This is a genomic window from Agrobacterium sp. 5Ca39, from assembly GCF_055382365.1.
The window spans coordinates 1,843,954-1,861,867 of sequence record NZ_AP026437.1; the positions used below are offsets into that span (position 1 = coordinate 1,843,954).

Below are 17,914 nucleotides of genomic sequence, written 5' to 3' on the forward strand. Positions count from 1 at the left end.
AAATGGCAGGGCGGCCGGGAGACCTGTCCCAGCACCTTCGCCTGTCCGTCAGAATGTGGGGCGCGGGATCGGGATCGGCACATTCGCCAATTGGCCCTTTGCGGCCGCGCCCTTGGGCGCATTAACCGCGACCGTCTCGCTGCCCGGTATAAGACCGGCAAAGGAATATTCCGGCGGACGGGTCATTTCCTGCACATAGGGCGAATGGATGACCATGCGGCCGGCATCGTCGCGTCCCTCACTGCGGATTTTGGCCGCCTTCGGGTTGCATATTTCGGCGCTGATATCGTTGACCTCTGCGGTATCGCCATAAGGGGCAAGCGAGGCGAGCGAGACACCCTGACCGGAAGGAGACGTCAGGCCCATCTGCAGAAGATCGGCCGACTGGTCGGTTCGACCCGCGAGACTATCGGCACCCAGCACCACAGTGATGATCGAGCGGCCATTGCGCACGGCCGATGCCACCTGGTTGAACCCGGAAGCGCAGATAAAGCCGGTCTTCATGCCATCCGCGCCATCGAAGCGGCCAACCAGCATATTGAAATTGGCGTAATTCTTTTTGCCCGTGGTGACGCCCTCAAGCGAGAAATAATGCGCATATTCGGGAAATTCCCGCTTGATGATCAGCGCCAGCAGCGCGAGGTCGCGGGCCGTCGTGTACTGGCCCTTCCCCGGCAGACCATTGGGGTTCACGTAATGCGTGGAATTCATGCCGAGGCGCTGCGCCTGCGCATTCATCTGCGCCACGAAATTATCCGTGTTGCCGCCGATGGTCTCCGCAATCGCGACCGCAATATCGTTGGCGGACTTGATCAGCAGCAGCTTCAGCGCGCTGTCCATCGTCAGTTTCTGGCCGGGCTTGAAATACATCTTGGAGGCGGGCTGGTCGGCGGCCTTCTTGCTCATCACCACTTCGGTCTGCGGGCTGATCTTGCCAGCCTTCATCTGCGAAAAGGCGATATAGGCGGTCATCAGCTTGGTCAGCGAGGCCGGATACCATTTGCGGAAGGCTTCTTGGTGCGAGATCACCTTGCCGGTTTTGACATCGACCACCATTTTCGGATTGGCATTGGCCACCGGGGCCGCGGCGACGACACCTGCGGTGATGATGGCAATGGCTGCGGAAAGCCGGCGGGCGGCGTTTGGCGATTTGAAAGTCTGTGGCAAGGCTAGTCCTCGAATTCCCGTCTTCAGTCGGGGAATGGCAATATTCACCATATATGTCCTAGCAATGGCAAAGTACATTGATTACGTCAATTATGCGGCGCACTATCCACCACGGAGGATGGAGTTTTACGACACGCCGTACCGATGAACCCAGGAATGAACGAATGCCGATTTTGAACAGAGCCGCCGAACTCCAGCAGGAAGTCAGCGAATGGCGGCATCACCTGCATGAAAATCCAGAGATTTTGTATGATGTCGACAACACCGCGGCCTTCGTCGCGGAGAAGCTGAAATCTTTCGGCGTTGACGAAATCGTGACCGGTCTCGGCCGCACCGGCGTCGTCGGCATCATCAGGGGCAATCTTCCAGGCAATCGCACCATCGGCTTCCGCGCGGATATGGACGCGCTGCCCATAGTCGAGGAAACCGGCAAAGCCTGGGCATCGAAAACGCCCGGCGTCATGCACGCCTGCGGCCATGACGGCCACACCGCGATGCTTCTCGGCGCGGCGAAGTACCTCACCGAGACCCGCAATTTCGCGGGCTCGATCGCTGTCATTTTCCAGCCAGCGGAAGAAGGCGGCGCCGGCGCGCTCGCCATGGTCGAAGACGGCCTGATGGAGCGTTTCGGCATCGACGAAGTTTACGGAATGCACAATATGCCGGGCATTCCGCTTGGCGCCTTCGCCATCCGCAAGGGCGGCATCATGGCCGCACCGGACAAGTTCTCAATCACGGTCAAGGGCCGAGGCGGCCATGCGGCCCAGCCGCATCGCACGATCGACCCCATCACCATCGGCGCGCAGATCGTTGGCAACCTGCAGATGATCGCCTCACGCAATGCCGATCCGATCCGCTCCGTTGTCGTCTCGGTCACGCGCTTTCAGGCCGGCTCCAGCCACAACATCATTCCCAACGAGGCGCTGATCGCCGGCACCGTGCGCAGCCTCGATGAAACAGTGCGCGATCTCGCCCAGGAACGTATCAAGCAGATGGCGGAAGGCATTGCGCTTGCCAATGGCGCGGAAGCCGAAGTCGTCTATGAGCGCTATTGCCCGGTGACCTTCAACCACGCCGCTGAAACCGACCACGCTATCCGTGTGGCCCGCGATGTGGTTGGCGAACCGAATGTAGACCCCGATGTCGATCCCTCCATGGCAGGAGAGGATTTCTCCTTCATGTTGAAGGAAAGGCCCGGCTGCTTCATCTTTATTGGCAATGGCGATTCGGCCGGGCTCCACAATCCTGGTTATGACTTCAACGACGAAGCCATCGCCTACGGCATCTCCTATTGGGTAAAACTTGCAGAACAGCGCCTGACGAGCTGATGTCAGGCCAACGCGAAGAAAGCGGAGGACGAGATCAACCGCTATGAAGAACGCGGTTGATCCGCCGGCTGGGTCAGGTTAAAGAGCAATTCAGTGTCCACGTAGCTCAGCAGGATAGAGCACAGGATTCCTAAGACAAATTGGGGGTTGCGCCCGGAAACGACGCAATCGATCTGCTCAAAGTCGGGGAAAGCTTCGCTGGTCTTCCAGCATGCCAATCCCGAGCCAAGCTCCGGAGAAATCCGGTGAAGGTGTAGAGACTGGATGGGCAGCACCTAAAGGCCTCACGGCCCATGGTGAAGGGACAGTCCAGACCACGAACGCCCTTCCCAACAAGGCAGGGCGGCGGCGAAAGCCGAAGCGGTATGAATCCTGGGGTCGGAGGTTCGAATCCTCTCGTGGACACCATTTTTTCTATTAAAATCAACGCATTATGGGCTTTCAGCCCTATTTTGCTACATTATTCGAGCGGGTTTGCTACAAACCCGCATCTGTGCAGCCTTTTGCCTCCCCATAAGCGGGGTCTATTGCGCTATCGAAGTATCAGCAAGCGAAGAACACAATATGTTTCCAAAATAGAAAGTTACTTTTTTGAAAATGGAAGAATACCCTCCAAAGCACTGTTGACATTATTCATTAATTATGCGATTAATATATTCACTCGCATTCGTGGAAGCGCCAAATATTCGCTTCCATTCACCCGTGCGGAAATCAATTATATTTTGAAAACAAATCAATTCACCGATGTTCTGTCGAAGGAGGTGTTTTTTATTCATATTGGGAGGTCATGGTAATGCTGCTCGACGTAAAATACATTTTCAACCGTAAAGGCGTATATTATTTCAGGATCGCCGTACCCATTGCCCAACGACGAAAATTCAAGCGGCGGGAGTTCTGGCGCTCACTGAAAACCCGATCCGAGAATGAAGCTGCTGTTAAAGCAGCAGCGCTCATGGCTCACTATCGAAATCTGTTCAGCGAAACCGATATCGCGGATATTGAACGACCGTCATTCGATGAGCTTTCGAGAGTCTCCGATAGGCTAGGAATCAAGTACCAGCCAGCCTTTGAAGTTGAGTTGGCGCTGATACGCGATTCAATATCTATGATGGCAGGGCATCTGAAGATGCTGAACATCATCAAGTCTCCCGATCATGCCGAAGTGGCTGCTCTTGGCGGGGTTGCCACAAAACCGGCAATGACACTTTCCCAAGCGCTGGAACGGTACATCGACCTCCATAGCGACGAGTTGCATTCGGGCAATAAGAGAGAATCCGATAAAAAATGGATGAAGTACCGGGAAGCCGTCAGTAATTTTATCGAAGAAATCGGTGACTTGGACGTACTTGACATCTCTGCGACGGTCGCTCGCGACTACAAACTCAAATTGTCAAAGCGGTTCAAGGCGGCAACAAAAAAGGAAGGCAAGATTACCCCGGCGACGGCGAACAAGAAATTCATGTGGCTAAAGGTCGTCGTAAAAGAAGCATTGCAAGAGGTTGCACCCGAGCGGGCGCACCTAAATCCGTTCGACGGTCTCAAATTCAAAACACAAGATGGCAAACGCGACACCTTTACAGAAGCTGAAGTCGTGCAGCTTCGGGAGAAGATTCAGGGCAGCAAGGCGAACGACGAACTGAAATGCATTGCGCTGCTTGGCGAATTGACCGGCGCAACCTGCAAAGAGATCGCTTTTTTAACGGCGGATGACATCCACCTTGATGTGCCGATCCCTTACATTTCGATCCAGCCCAACGCTTTACGAGTGAAAGCGAAAGCTCAAAGCCGTGTACGGGATATCCCGCTACTTCCAGCGGCAGTGAAAGCTCTTAAGAAATATCCGAAAGGCTTCCCTCGCTACAATCACGATACGGGACCAGAAGCTTTCTCCGCGATGGTGAACAAGCTCATTCGCACTATCACCCCGGACAAGAGCTTTTACAGCTACCGCCATCTGATGGCAGATCGGCTGCGAAACTCTGGCTGCAATGACACTCTCAAGAACAGCATCATGGGACATTCCAGCGCTGGCATGACGATGAGGTACGGCGCTGGATATGACCTCGAAAACAAACTGGATGCTCTCCAAAAGGCTATTCCAGACGAAGCAACCCCTAACTCAAACAGCATATGACTTGACCGTGAAGGCAGCAGCCAAAATACATTATGAAACAGAGTCATATCCCAAAACGGATATGCAAAATGAAGGAATTTACATTCGAAAATATAATTAAAAATAAAACCGTGCGGGAGGAGTTTTTTCTTCTTTATGATCGGCTTATCTCTGAACTTAAGGCGAAGGGATACTACGACACCGCGATCATTCATGCCCGCAATAAAAATCGAATACAAAACGAAATTGGGTTACTTATTTGAAAGATTTTTTATGACCAAATTTACATTTGAAAAGCTCGTTAAGAGCGAAAAACTACGGAACGAATTAGCCAATCATAGTGATTGGCTAATTCGGATCGCGAAAGAAAAAGGCTTCATTGACGCGGCAATTTCACATGCCAAGGCGAAGAAGCGGGTTCAAGACGAACTCAATCTGATCCCCACATCTGAAACGAGGAAATAGCATGAGCGACGATATAGAAAACACAATCAACGATCTCGTGAAAACGACCAGTTCTCTCGAAGAGGTACGAGCAGCAGCAAAACGCTTCAAAGAAAACGATTTAGGTCGCAAAATCCTAGATAGCCGTAGGCGCGAATTAAAGCAGGTATCAGAAGAAGCCGAAGCGTGGAGGGAACGCGGACACACTGAGTTCGAGGCAATCATTGTGAGCGCGTCATCCATTGAGGCTTCGCTCGACCGGGCTGAGGAAGTGGTCACGGACCCTGCTGAGTTTGCGAAAAGGATCACGGAGACAGAAAAAGCGCTCGATCCACTTCATAAGGCGTTTAGGGACGCAAAGGCTATCGCACTATGACCGAAATCACTCAGATCACGCTCACGTACTGGCAGGTTATCGGGCTTGCTTTCGCAGTCTTTTTTGCTGGCTTCGATATTGCAAGGAGGCAGAGATGATCACTGTCTCTATCAGCACCTTCACCGTTGCATGCTTTGTCGTTCTCGCCATCGGCGCAAAGGTTGGAAAACACCTCAATGGACTGGATTAAGAACGTTCGGTAAGCGCCGCCGTTCAGAAAAATACTAAATAGGAATGATCCTGCAATTCAGTCGGCATGGATTATTCTCCGCTTAAAAGGCTTCGGGTTTCTCCTTCCCGACGCCTTTTTTGTTGCCCGCTAAATACCCGTTTAAAACTTAGGGTATTTTCGCATGTGGCTCTTTCAGGGAAAGGAATTCACTTCCGCTGACATCAACGACCATTACGGCTTCGTCTATCTCATCACCGAAATCGCCACACGGCGAAAATACATCGGTCGTAAAGCCTTCTTCAGTCGCAAGAAGCTCCCCCCGCTCAAAGGGAAGTCTCGCAAGCGCACGAAGATCACCGAAAGCGACTGGCAAACCTACTATGGCAGCAATACGACCCTGAAAAAACTGGTCGCGGCTAATGGTTCCGATGGCTTCAAGCGCGAAATCCTGCATCTCTGCCGTTCCTCTTCAGAATGCGGCTACTTCGAAGCAAAAACCCAATTCAATCATGATGCGCTTTTGGACCCGGCATATTTCAACGACTGGATAATGTGCCGGGTTTCGCGCAAACACGTCAAAACGCTCCAAACGATAAATATTCCTGCCATCAACCGACAGGAGAACGAAGACCATGGACCATCAACGATTTGCTGAATTCGAAGCCATTCTGAAGGACGCTAAGAGCCTCACCAGAGAAATGCTGAAGCTGACCAAACGCGATCTGGAAAAGCTGGATGAGATGGAGTGCAGGTTAACAACCCGTTAAAGGCAAGAATGCGTTAATACTATATATAGTAGGCTTGCTGCATCGGTAGACAAAATGCACTGTAATAATAACTCAGTTTTTCGAGAGGCATGCCTAATGCAGCAACAATTGTCGATAAAACTCTGGTTTATGGAAGCGACAGCGACAGGCGCGCTTCCAGTGTTTCTCGTCTTTTTTCTAACAGTGATAGCTTTTGCGCTGATTGCTCGTCGGCGACTTTAAAGCAGTGCACGATCCACTCGTGCGGTTGACTGAAAGCGCCAACTGCTCGAAGAATCGAGCATAAGTTGTTTTGTAGGCAAAACCTGATGTCGGAAACGAATATTTCGCAACGCTACAATCCAGATGCTATCTGGTACGAAGAGCGAATTCCAATTCGCGGCAATCACCTCACCCTTTCCGATGTCAAAGCATCCTACCGTGAGCTTCAGCAACTAAACGCTCGGGAAGGTGCATCGATCATATCCAAACTCGTCAAGCTTGAAAACGAAGGCGATGAAGCGTTCGATAGCCGGAAAGCCTTCCTTCTACAGGATGCCTTCAGGGTGACTGTGTCCATCGTCGGTTTTGATGGGCAGACCGTGTACGGAGAGACACAAGAGGTATTCGATGCGGAGGATGTACCGTTCCCAATCAAAACAATTTACTTCACCAACCTCACTGCGTTCAAACGGAATGCCAACGGCAACAAGCCTGCGAACTTTTTTGGTGTCGCACTGGCGTTCGACAAGCCGCCCTTGTTCGATCCCAATCCCCTTGTTTCAGACCCAACCCCCAACGAGAGTGAAGCTGTACTCGAATGCCAAGACGTAGCTTTCTTCAGAGCTGCGCAAACAATCGTCCGTCAGCGCTTGAATTCAAAAAGAAGATGGTATGCCTTCATCCATGAAAAATTTGCATACGATGTCGGATTATGGCTGTGTGCGTTTCCTTACGCGCTTTATTGGATTGCCGTCTACGCCGAGTATTTCTTCCCGGCAGAGCGTCCTAATTGGTCATATCGGATAGCTTTTTTCATTTACGGCATCGGCATTTCATTATTCGCGTATCGCGCTCTCTTTGGATACGTGAAATGGGCTTTCCCGGTGAACCGTCTTCATGAGAATAATGATGCCGCAACCGCAAATCGGGTTGTACTTGCGGCGATCTTTTCCAGCTTGTCCCTCACTGCACTTGCTTCACTCTTGGGGATTTCATAGGGGCAATCGGCTATCAGGCATCCCCGTTGTCCACAGAATGGCAAATTAGCCGCTCTGGATAGAATAATGTTGCAATAATACCATTGACGAATCTGTGCCGTTTCCCACTATGCGAAGCAGCAAGCAGCACCTTCATTTGTTTTTTAATGGAAAGGTGCGCCCAATGCCCAAGATCACCATAAAGTTCCTAGGACTAGAAGTCTCAGCGCAGGGTGTGCTCTCCGTGGTGCTTGCGTCGGTCATCGCCCTAACTGCTTTGGCAGTAATCTGGGCATATCTCGAAAAGCGCGACCTCCCTCGTAAAAATAGTATTGCAAGCCAAACTCAACGCATGATTTAGTTCATGTTGGGTAGATTACATATCAGGCGGGCTGAACTTGTCATATTGGATCGAGAACCACGATAAACTTGGGCGGGCTGAAGAGTCGGCATACATCATCAAGTTCCTTCAACAGCGTGTGCTTGAACGAATTGGACGCGGCAAGACCGGATCATATGTCCTCAATATTGATGCGACGTGGGGTGAAGGCAAAACTTTTTTTATGAAAGGGCTATTTGCCGACCTCAAAGAAGCTGGACATCCAGCAATTATGATCGACGCATGGCGAGACGACTTTTCGGATGATCCGTTGACAGCCGTTGTTGCTGAATTCGATCGGTTTCTGACAAATTTTCAGTCAAAAGATCGTTCAGCAAAAAGAAAGATCAAAACCGCTACAAAAAACTTCCGTCGTAACGTGGGAAAGATGTCCCTTCTCATCGGTAAAGGCATCGCAAAACGAGCGACGACTTACGTCGTGGGTGAAGCTGCCGAAGAGCTTGCCGAAACAGCAAAGGAGATCGTCTCCGGAAAAGTCGAAGTCGAAGCAGTGGTGGATGACGCAACAGGTGAAGTGATAAAATTCACTCAGGCACAAATCGACAAGTTTGCCGAGCGAAAGTTAGCACAGTTCAACGAAGCGAAAGTCAGCCTCGATAATTTTCAAGCGAGCTTGGCAAATGCTGTGAAGACCCTGTCAGGGGTGAATTTTAAGCCACCGTTTTTCATTCTCATTGACGAACTAGATCGTTGCCGCCCGACCTACGCAATCGAAATGCTGGAGCGGATCAAGCACCTATTTGAAGTCGAAAACGTTGTGTTCGTTCTTGGCACCGACACCACCCAACTGGCGAATTCGATCAAGGCTGTTTACGGAAGCGAGTTCGATAGTCGGCACTATTTGGCAAGGTTTTTTGATCGCTCGTACATGCTGGCGGCTGCCGAAACCTCCGAACTTACTGCACATTTGGTGAAAAGCGGGAGTTTTGTAGGGCAAAGATTATCTACATTGGAAACGATGGATGTGGTTGAGCTAATTACAGACATTTCGATGCAATTTGAGATGGAACTCAGACAGATTGAAAAAGCTATCGATCTTTTTGAAATCATTTGCTCTGTATGGGATGATAAAAGAAAGATCGAAGTTCCTATCATTTTTCCGATGATATGTGCTTTTCTTAAAGGCAACCCTTTAACCACCCAGAAGGATGTTATGGACGTGTTCGTTGCGAGGAAATCCGGGAATTCGGATGTTCCCCGTTTTATCAAAGGCTACAATCTGAATAAAGCAATGGAGCTTCTGCTCCAACCGTACAGCGTTTATGAAGCAGCTAACCGATCAGAAGCAGAAATGGCAGCCCCTCACTGGGGGAGGAAAGACCCCGGAGAAAAACTAGGTCACACTATGCGGATTCGCGAGCGCGCGTTGAGTGACGATATAGGTGAGCGGTCAATTGTGAGGACATATGCCGGAAGGGTTAGGATGGCTGGTCGCTTCGCAGATAAATAGATTACCCCAATTCAAGGGTTATCGCACCCTGACCAACCGCGGATGCGCTTGTAGCCGATCACGTGTGGACCCGTGACTGCCTCCAAAAAACAGCCTCGGATCGTGTCTCACGTCGTTAGTGATTCATCGAAGTCCACACGTCCTAACCTTTCTCACGAATGACAGGCTTGATCTTTAGAATCTTTGCGACTGTCGCAACGTGGCGCTTTGAAAACATCCAAGCTCTTCCGCCGGTTTGAAGCGTTGTTAGTTTTCCACCTACAGCCTCCAGCGCAGTTTCTAATCCCTTCACTTCCCCTCTAATGATGAAAGACTTCGGGGTAGATTCCTCTAAATATATCTCAGACGTACCGCCTGATGTCGGCATAGTTGTTGTTTTTTTCTTTGGAGCAGGCATATCATCACGAGTCGACGCTTTCGCTGCTGCTACAATCTTCTTATCGATTACAGGTGCAATTGGAACGTCCCGCAGCACAATAGTGAGGTGACGTGACAATTTTTCACGTAGTTCGCCGATGTCATTGTAATCTTCTTGGATGCCTTTATCGCGTATCGAAAGCTTGAATTCTTTCAATTTTCTTACCTGCTCCAAATCGACGGAGTCTAAACCCACGTTTTTCTTGGAATAGTAAAGCATTACTGGCTTTTTCTGAGACAAAAACCACCGGATCTCTTCAACTGTCCCGCTGATTTCTTCTCCAGTAGGGCTACCAATTCGAGTCCAGAAAGAACCAATCAGTATATCGCATCCTCTAACGACTCGGTTATTGATGAGTCCTTGTGGTCTGTCCCCCATCTCAGGCACACTATGCGTCTCCCACATAACCGGAAGCAGTATTATCTGCTGCGTCGCAGAGTGAAGAGAGTTCCACTCGTGAAGGCTTTGCGCAATCGCAGCGCGCTCTTCTTTACAATCAGACGGCGACGCGATCAAAACATTAAGAACTGTTGCAGAAAACGGCATATTCCCCTCATATAAACTAATTTGGAGATATCTGATACGAACGACAACTTCAAGTAGATTTCACTCACTCGACAGCTGAATGCGACCACAAATCCAGCCCGCGACCGCCGCTCGCACCGCATTTTCGCGATATTCCACTATCATAGAACAATCACATACCCCATCTTTGCAATGCAGTTTCAGCCGCTGCCGGGTCTGCTTTAATGCGGAGAATGGTCTGTCGTGTAAGTCCTGTCACCTTAGAAATGGCTGATGCGCCTGCATCGTTCGCCAGCATGTCCATGACATCGCTAAAGGCTTTCCGGTCGAAACTTGGCTTCTTCCCCCGATAGAGCTCGCGATTATTTTTCCTTGCTTCAATACCGGCTCGCTGAGCGGCTTTAGTCGCTTCCGCCTGTGCTTGTGCAGTCGCCGCCATGAAGCCAATCAGGGCGTCTCTGACTGCCTTTTCAATTGGCTCATCAGTCGATCCATCGAAAGTCATTTTGTTGATGACGGTTCTGATGATCACCCCCATTTTCATGAAGTGTCGAATGGTCTCGGTCACATCCTCGTAGCTCCTGCCAAGACGATCTACCCAACGAACAACGAGTACATCTCCTTTGCGCAGCTTGTCGAATAGTCGCCTTCCTTCAGGTCTTTCGGAGAGCTTTGTGCTGACGCCTGAAACGCCATGATCTGCAACTACCTCATCGATTTCGAAACCGGCTTGCCGCGCGTGGGTTTCCTGATGTGAAAGGTCTTGTTCGAGGGTTGATACGCGGGCGTAAAGGATGGTGGTCATAGCGGCTCCAAGTGTCCGAATAGGTGCTGACCGATTAAATGCATGTACGTTGACCGAAGTCAACCCTAACGGACACCAATTGGACTAGGGTTTTGGATGTACGCAGAGCTATACCCTATCGGACGCTACGAGCCCTTAGAAATAAGCGCTTTCGCTGATTCCCTTAAACTGAGAGCGATTTTATTTTCCGGTGGGGGTAAGATTATACGTTTCGGCGAAAAAGACGTGTTTATAGCAGCCGGAAACCCTTATTTTTCAGGGGTTTTGAAATGTTGGATTTAAGGAAATTTGAGAAGTTACTGGTTTTCGGAAAGGCTTTGAATAGCTGATCGAAAATGGGTGATTTGATGTCACCAACCACCACTCAAGTACGTCATTGCTTCGCAATGAATTGTAACATTTCTTCTTAAATATCTAAGAGGATTTGTGACATTTAACTGATGGTTATTGGTGGGGTTGGATTATTTCTAGCTTATTAAAAACCGTATTCGATGGACGCCGTAGGCGGACATGATCGCGTAGCGATCCACCTAAGTTTGGTAGGAAATGATTGGATTTGTTGAAGTGATAATCTTTCCTCATGAAATTCAATGAGACCTAGCCAATTATAATATTCGATCTAGTAAGCCGCTGCGCGGCATGCCCGCCTACGGCGTCCATCACATATGTCTTTTGAAATGGTTGAATATGATGAGGTAATAATCTTTCCTTCCAGTTTACAAGAAATCTAATGTTTCCTTATTGAATAAGAAGTTTTCCCACCAAACTTAGGTGGATCGCTACGCGATCATGTCCGCCTACGGCGTCCATCGAATATGGTATTGAATATGATCTTTCTTTCATATTAAATTCTAGGAATAAGAAGATTTCCTACCAAGCATAGATGCGAGCCTACGGCTCGCCGCTTCGCGGGAAACAGGTAGATAAAATCATTGAATATGATCTTTCCTTTCCAAGATAATTGATTTCCACTCGTTTAATATTGAGTCCTCCTTTTACCTTTCCGGTACTTGAGTGGTGGATGTTTCAGTCCAGCCGGTACTTGAGTGGTGTCCGTTTTTATCCTGCCTTTCACAACGCAATAAAATTACATTTAGGACGAAACAAAGCAATAAAATATCGCCATTCCAGCTTCTTCGCTGTCTAAATACAGATGGAAAACGAAACCGGTCCAATGGCTTCTATTCCAAGGGTCATATTGAACGGTTTACGCATTTCCATTTCCTGTATGAATGATTTTGAAGGGATTTAGCGCGCTTGGACCGGGTGCTAAGTCCCTTTTTATTGTCGAAACAAACAACTCGGGAAAGGAAAATGAAACCCATAATTTACTATGTCGATGCTCTGCCCGGTGCCGGAAAAACTCACAGTCTACATCGATATCTCAAGACGCTGAACGAGCCAGCCATTATCGCCACACCGACAAACCTTTTGTCCTTCGAGCAGCACCATGATCTTGCTGCAATCGGCGTTAAATCCAAAGTAATTTCGCAAGAAACCGGACATGGAAACTGCACTCAATCGCTTGTAAAGCACTGTGAGGAAAAGCGAGACAGCATTGCCATTATCAACCACAACGTGGCAAAGCTCGCACTTGAAGCGACCGCTGATCATCACCTATTCATTGATGAGTTCTTCTCGCCAGTTGAGAAATTTGTCCTGAAAGAGAAAGTGAAGACCGCTCGCGAATTTGTCGTCTCCATCATCAAAAAATCCAGAGCAAGCCAGTATGAAGGCTTCATCGAGCTTGTTCTTACCGAAGCCGTCGAAGACATCGTTGAGAACGGCATGTCTCACGATTCATCCTTTCAGGCTTTGCCGCATCTGCGCGAAATTGCAAAGAGGATCAGCAGCGACGATTATTTGGTTCTCGTCTCAAAGGCTGAATATCAGAACTTCGTCGCCAACATCGAAGAGAACAATGACGAAGAAGACGGCATATTGAACATCTATGCATGGCTCCAACCGTCTGCATTGCGCCACAATAAGACCGTGTCACTCGCTGGTGCCAACTTCTTCCAAACGAAGCTATATCATGCATGGAAAGACCGCGTGAATTTCGTGCCTCATCCATCGATCAAGGGTGAACGCTACGACGACTTCAGCCACAAGGCAGCAAACATCACCTTTCGTCATTTACTGGACCAAGACGTTTCGATGTCGGGCTTGGAGAAGGTTGGGTATCAGAAGTTCGCGGATGCGACGGCTAGTGTGTTTCTTGCCGAATATGGTGCCGTTGATCATCTCGTGACGCTCTCAGCCAAATCCATTTTCACATGGCCCCTCAACAATTCAGAGATGGTGCCACCCAATCCAGTCGGGTTGAATGCCTTCATGGATCGTCATGTCTGTCTGCATCTTGCACCGCTCAATCCTTCGAAATTGGATGAACGTATCTGGAACGCGGTGACTGGCATATCGAAGGAAGAACTTCATATCGCGCAAAGTTGTGAGATGGTCTTCCAGATGCTTACCCGTAGCTCGGTAAGAGACCATGGAAGCAAGCCGGAAGAGCTTGTGTTCATCGTGCTTGATCTGCGAACCGCCAATTATTTGCGCAACCTGTTCGGCGTTACCAAGCCCTCTACAAGAATGGAGGTTAAAGCATTGAACCCAATCATTCGCACTCGTACTAAGCATAAAGACATGACGCCGGAAGAGCGAAAGCAGGACCAAAGGGAACGGACACAAAGAAGCCGTGCGAAGAAAGCCGCTGCCGCTGAACAGGTCGCACATCTATAATCCGGTGGAACGTGAGGGGGTGACTCGCACCCCACACCCCCCTCTGCACTTCCTGCTTACAAAGATCAGGGTATCCAGAAATTTTGAATCGTCACAGCTTTTCGGATGATGCCTGAACACCATAGTTTTCATCCCGTACGCCACGTTGACAAACCATAATCGAGAGGTTGCAATACGAACTGTATCAACGTGAAGTTTCCGTCCAAAACCAGAGGGGCATGCGATGGGTAAGGTGGGTTATGACAGTCTCGAAGGCATTCTTCGCGTCACAGCGTCCGGTCAGAAGCAACCCGATCAGCTCACGGTGGATGTCCTGACCTATCACGCTGCGCTTGAACTGGAGATGGACGAATTCCTTGCTCGTTCGCTTCCTCACGCGGAAAAGCTTGCTGACGGTCGATTGGGCTACACTCATAAGATTGCGGTTGTCAGAGCTTCATGGCGCGGTACAGACGATAGCGGTGACAAACTTGCTCATGCGCTTGTTCGGTTTAATCACCTTCGCAATGCAATTGCTCACAATGACACCCCGAAGCAAATCAAAGTCCATCTCAAAAAGCTTCATGATGCGACCATAGCGCTTGATGGCAATGAAAATGGTGATGCCACACCACACGCGCTTGCTATCCGAATTTGCTCATTTATGGGGGATGATCCCGATGCGGGCAACGCTATCAAACTGATGGACCAATTTGACGATATCGTGAACCGGCAACTGCCAAAAGCGCTAGCGCGCAAAGACGACGCTCAGACCAAAGGTGCTTGATCGATTTAGCGTGTGACGCCGTGCTTGCTAAATACCGGCATGTTCGCTCAACTGAAATCCTATGCCACCATCGGCGCAATCACCCTGTTTCTTGCTCTGATCGCGGCTTTCGGCATCTATTACAAGATCGCCTCTAGCCAGATCGCATCGTTGACCGCTGAAAATTCGACGCTCAGCCTTACAGTTTCCCTGAATGAAAAGACCATTGAACAAATGAAGCTGGATGCGGAAACGCTGTCCAACTCCATCGTTGCCCTGAATAAAAGAAACCGCGTGATTGAAGACAGCTTTGCAAGGGAATGGTCGGCAATCGACCTATTGGATGCATTGAGCGAAGAACGGGCGAACGAAGAATTCGCCCTGTCCATCGAACGTTTGAAGGCGGCAACTCAGCCGAATTGATCAGGCGTTCTTCGGCTTACGACCGCGCTTGGGTTTGGTTTCTGAAGCTACATCCGACGAGCCGTAGGCTTCTTCAATCGAAGCTCTGAAGTCCGCCTCTGTCTGTGCGCCTACTGCCGCCCGGTGAAGGAAGTCGCTGACATCAGGTTTGCTTCCCACACGGTATGTTTTTGCGAGCTTTCCGAGCTTAATGTAGAAGCTGCCATTTTCTTCTTTTACCCAACTGCGACGGCTTGTTTCGCCGGTTTCGAAAGCCTTCTTCTGACGAATAAGTGCCGCCAAAAAAGCGTTTACGGCTTCGTTTTCCTTGACCTCATAGCTTTTCGAATACTCCAAGAAGGTTGTCATTTAACTCTCCAATCGTTGTTTCGCTAAATATCTGAAAAACGGATCTCAGAGAAAAGCAAAGCATGCAAGTTATTTTTCATCTTCCACGCGGATATGACGCGGCAATTAAACAGGCAAAGGAAGACAACATTTATGCCGAATGGATCGATTCCAAGTTCGGTTCTAAAATCCGTGAACTCATTTCAGAAGACTTTAAGTTAGCCGTCGATGAAGGATTCTTCACGGTCGATTTCACCTATGAAGATGACGCGCTTGCCTTTCTCAAAACATTTGGAGGCAGAGCCGTATGAGTGAATGGAGCAAGTCGGAGGAAAACAAGGAGCGGTTGAAGAAGATAGGTTTTCAAAAAGGCAACCCGCCACCAAAAGGCAGTGGACGCAAAAAGTTTCCCGAAGAGCTTAAAAACAGCATCATGGACGCCACGCCTGAAGCGCTAGAAAACATGATCGCATTGATGAATAATCCGAACACCAGCGACGGCGTTCGCTTCAAGTGTGCTGAATGGTTGTTGGGCGCAATCATTCCCAAGGCAAAGGCAGATACGAACGTCAATGTGAACCACTCCCATTCGATTGCCGGCATGCTCGCGCAAATCAATTCGCTGAAGCTGCCGGGTGCCAAGGAAAAGATGATCGACATCACGCCGGAAGAAGACACCGACGACGATGATTGATTGGATAGTTGCGGCAGTCGCTGCCATCTCACTGTTTTTGGCGAGCAATGGCTTCCAGACCAGTCACATCGTTGCAGGCTTCTTCGGTTCGGTCGTGCGATCCTTCGTGGCGAAAACCGGTACGCTCTGGCAGAACCTGTTCGGTGGATTCATCGGCAGCATCATTGCCGCCTATGTCACTCCCCTGATTGCTTCTCTGTTCTCGATTGCCGATCCACAAACACTAAATTCCGTCGCCTTCGGCGTTGGTCTTCTCGGCATGTATTTCGCTGAAGCCTTGCTGCTCATTGCCAAGGATTACGCGAAAAATCCCGGCAAGATGAAAGAGGATTTGCGGGAATTCCTGCTTCGTTTCCTCAACCGAAAGTCTGATTGAATTTGCCATTCCGCTAAATATCGGATGGCGAATAAAGACGACAATTTACACGAATTAGCAGCACTTATAGACGTTTACCGCGAAGACATTGCCGTTTTCGCGCTTCAGGTTTTTTGCTCTACCCTTACCCCGAAACAAATCGAATTCTGCGAAGCTTTCCGCACTAAGCGCACCATTACCTTTCGCGGCGGTGTCGGATTCGGCAAGACGCATGCAGAAGCCATTGTGACGTGGTGGGCATTGATCACCCACGATCAGGTTCAGGTTTCGATCTTCGGACCATCGGAACCACAGCTACGCGGCGGTATCTGGAAAGAACTCCAGGTACTCCATGGGAAGATGTCTCCGATCTTCAAAGAGAGCTTTGACGTTCAGGCAACGCGCATCAGCCGCACGGTCAATCCGAGTTCCTGTTTTGCCGAATATCGTCTGGCAAGCGGCGACAAGCCCGACAATGCTCGCGGTATCCATGCCCACAACAACTTCGTCATCGTAGATGAGGCATCCGGCATTGACGACGCCGTTTTCACTGGCGCGTTGCTAAACATCCTTACCGATCCCAACGCAAAGCTCTGTCTGGTCTCGAACCCTTCGAAGGCAAGCGGCTTCTTCTGGCGCACTCACTGCGATCCAGACATCCGAGATGAATGGACGCAAGTCCACGGGCAGATGAAGGATAGCCCGCATTTCGATCCCAAAACATTCGAACAGCTTGCACGGAACTATGGCGGTCCACTCAGCCGCGAATATCGCGTCATGGTCCTTGGCGAGTTTCCACTTTCCGATATTGACGGGCTGATCAGTCGGGAATGGATTGAAACAGCCGTTCTCAACACGGAAGTCGTTCCTGCACCGAACGCGCCTGTCATATGGGGTCTTGATCCGGCTGGCGCTGGTAAGGACAGTTCCGTTCTGGCGATGCGCCATGACAATTTGCTGTTGGGCTTTGAGGAATGGCGCGGACTTGATCCGACACAGTTGGCGTACAAGGTCAGAGACCTTTATCAGTCCACCCCGAAAAACCTTCGACCAGCCATCATTGCCGTTGATGCGACCGGTCTTGGTCACGGCGTCTACAGCAACCTGAAAGACTTCGGGCTTCCTGTACATTCCTGCATTTTTGCTGGAACGCCGACACGTAATCCGGACCGCTATCATCGCGTCCGTGACCAGATTTGGTTCGAGATGCGCGAATGGTTTCAGACAGAGAATGTTTCCATTCCCAATCATCAGCGGCTTATCGAAGAGCTTGTCACACCGACTTACGATGACGGGTCGGGCAAGATCAAACTTGAAGAGAAGAAGGCACTGAAAAAGCGGCTCGGTCGTTCGCCCGACTATGCCGACGCCTTGGCTATCACTTTTAGTGTCAATCCTTCTCGATTCCAAAGCAAATACTCTTGGTCAAAGCCAATCGAGTACACGAACCTCCAAAGCTATCAGTGAAGCTAAATAGCCTGAAAC

General features: G+C 49.8%; 18 protein-coding genes. 14 read left to right on the forward strand and 4 right to left on the reverse strand.

Features of this window, described 5'->3' with window-relative positions:
* Positions 1-48: 48 nt before the first annotated feature.
* Positions 49-1,167 (reverse strand): D-alanyl-D-alanine carboxypeptidase family protein, encoded by a 1,119-nt coding sequence (locus tag ACZ47E_RS22195; protein ID WP_034497250.1) that lies wholly within the window; start codon positions 1,165-1,167, stop codon positions 49-51.
* Between the two features lie 164 nt (positions 1,168-1,331).
* On the opposite strand from ACZ47E_RS22195, the gene ACZ47E_RS22200 reads away from it, so the two are divergent.
* The 7 genes from ACZ47E_RS22200 to ACZ47E_RS22230 all read left to right on the forward strand — a co-directional run bounded on the left by ACZ47E_RS22200 (position 1,332) and on the right by ACZ47E_RS22230 (position 9,395).
* Positions 1,332-2,495: a M20 aminoacylase family protein gene (locus ACZ47E_RS22200; protein WP_022563031.1), complete on the forward strand. Its 1,164-nt coding sequence runs from the start codon at positions 1,332-1,334 to the stop codon at positions 2,493-2,495.
* 793 nt (positions 2,496-3,288) lie between these two features.
* Positions 3,289-4,629, forward strand: coding sequence for a DUF6538 domain-containing protein (locus ACZ47E_RS22205; protein ID WP_464017143.1), 1,341 nt, complete (start codon positions 3,289-3,291; stop codon positions 4,627-4,629).
* 445 nt (positions 4,630-5,074) lie between these two features.
* Positions 5,075-5,428 carry a hypothetical protein gene (locus ACZ47E_RS22210; RefSeq protein WP_464017144.1) on the forward strand — a complete coding sequence of 118 codons (354 nt, stop codon included), beginning with the start codon at positions 5,075-5,077 and terminating at the stop codon, positions 5,426-5,428.
* 353 nt (positions 5,429-5,781) lie between these two features.
* Positions 5,782-6,255: a hypothetical protein gene (locus ACZ47E_RS22215; RefSeq protein WP_464017145.1), complete on the forward strand. Its 474-nt coding sequence runs from the start codon at positions 5,782-5,784 to the stop codon at positions 6,253-6,255.
* Positions 6,233-6,367 carry a hypothetical protein gene (locus tag ACZ47E_RS22220; protein ID WP_464017146.1) on the forward strand — a complete coding sequence of 45 codons (135 nt, stop codon included), beginning with the start codon at positions 6,233-6,235 and terminating at the stop codon, positions 6,365-6,367. The genes ACZ47E_RS22215 and ACZ47E_RS22220 overlap by 23 nt, the downstream gene beginning before the upstream one ends.
* A gap of 308 nt (positions 6,368-6,675) precedes the next feature.
* Complete coding sequence (locus ACZ47E_RS22225) at positions 6,676-7,566, forward strand: hypothetical protein (RefSeq protein ID WP_464017147.1); 891 nt, start codon at positions 6,676-6,678, stop codon at positions 7,564-7,566.
* Positions 7,567-7,943: 377 nt separating this feature from the next.
* Positions 7,944-9,395, forward strand: coding sequence for a KAP family P-loop NTPase fold protein (locus tag ACZ47E_RS22230; RefSeq protein WP_464017148.1), 1,452 nt, complete (start codon positions 7,944-7,946; stop codon positions 9,393-9,395).
* A gap of 142 nt (positions 9,396-9,537) precedes the next feature.
* Here the strand turns inward: ACZ47E_RS22230 and ACZ47E_RS22235 are convergent, their stop codons facing one another.
* A complete protein-coding gene (locus ACZ47E_RS22235) occupies positions 9,538-10,359 on the reverse strand; it encodes a hypothetical protein (RefSeq protein ID WP_464017149.1) in 822 nt (273 codons plus the stop codon).
* Between the two features lie 151 nt (positions 10,360-10,510).
* Positions 10,511-11,143, reverse strand: a complete 633-nt coding sequence (locus ACZ47E_RS22240; RefSeq protein ID WP_464017150.1) for a recombinase family protein — start codon at positions 11,141-11,143, stop codon at positions 10,511-10,513.
* Positions 11,144-12,457: 1,314 nt separating this feature from the next.
* On the opposite strand from ACZ47E_RS22240, the gene ACZ47E_RS22245 reads away from it, so the two are divergent.
* The 3 genes from ACZ47E_RS22245 (at position 12,458) to ACZ47E_RS22255 (ending at position 15,053) form a co-directional block, all read left to right on the forward strand.
* Positions 12,458-13,885: a hypothetical protein gene (locus ACZ47E_RS22245; protein WP_464017151.1), complete on the forward strand. Its 1,428-nt coding sequence runs from the start codon at positions 12,458-12,460 to the stop codon at positions 13,883-13,885.
* A 223-nt stretch (positions 13,886-14,108) separates the two neighbouring features.
* Positions 14,109-14,651 (forward strand): hypothetical protein, encoded by a 543-nt coding sequence (locus ACZ47E_RS22250; RefSeq protein ID WP_464017152.1) that lies wholly within the window; start codon positions 14,109-14,111, stop codon positions 14,649-14,651.
* A 39-nt stretch (positions 14,652-14,690) separates the two neighbouring features.
* Positions 14,691-15,053 (forward strand): hypothetical protein, encoded by a 363-nt coding sequence (locus ACZ47E_RS22255; RefSeq protein WP_464017153.1) that lies wholly within the window; start codon positions 14,691-14,693, stop codon positions 15,051-15,053.
* Here the strand turns inward: ACZ47E_RS22255 and ACZ47E_RS22260 are convergent, their stop codons facing one another.
* On the reverse strand, positions 15,054-15,401 hold the full coding sequence (locus ACZ47E_RS22260) for a hypothetical protein (protein WP_464017154.1): 348 nt from the start codon (positions 15,399-15,401) through the stop codon (positions 15,054-15,056).
* Positions 15,402-15,463: 62 nt separating this feature from the next.
* On the opposite strand from ACZ47E_RS22260, the gene ACZ47E_RS22265 reads away from it, so the two are divergent.
* From ACZ47E_RS22265 to ACZ47E_RS22280, 4 genes are read left to right on the forward strand one after another with little or no spacing between them, the layout of a single operon-like run.
* Positions 15,464-15,691 carry a hypothetical protein gene (locus ACZ47E_RS22265; protein ID WP_464017155.1) on the forward strand — a complete coding sequence of 76 codons (228 nt, stop codon included), beginning with the start codon at positions 15,464-15,466 and terminating at the stop codon, positions 15,689-15,691.
* Positions 15,688-16,074: a hypothetical protein gene (locus ACZ47E_RS22270; RefSeq protein ID WP_464017156.1), complete on the forward strand. Its 387-nt coding sequence runs from the start codon at positions 15,688-15,690 to the stop codon at positions 16,072-16,074. Before ACZ47E_RS22265 ends, ACZ47E_RS22270 begins: the two co-directional genes overlap by 4 nt.
* Positions 16,067-16,450, forward strand: coding sequence for a hypothetical protein (locus tag ACZ47E_RS22275; protein ID WP_464017157.1), 384 nt, complete (start codon positions 16,067-16,069; stop codon positions 16,448-16,450). The genes ACZ47E_RS22270 and ACZ47E_RS22275 overlap by 8 nt, the downstream gene beginning before the upstream one ends.
* Positions 16,451-16,474: 24 nt before the next feature.
* Positions 16,475-17,896, forward strand: coding sequence for a hypothetical protein (locus ACZ47E_RS22280; RefSeq protein WP_464017158.1), 1,422 nt, complete (start codon positions 16,475-16,477; stop codon positions 17,894-17,896).
* Positions 17,897-17,914: the final 18 nt, after the last annotated feature.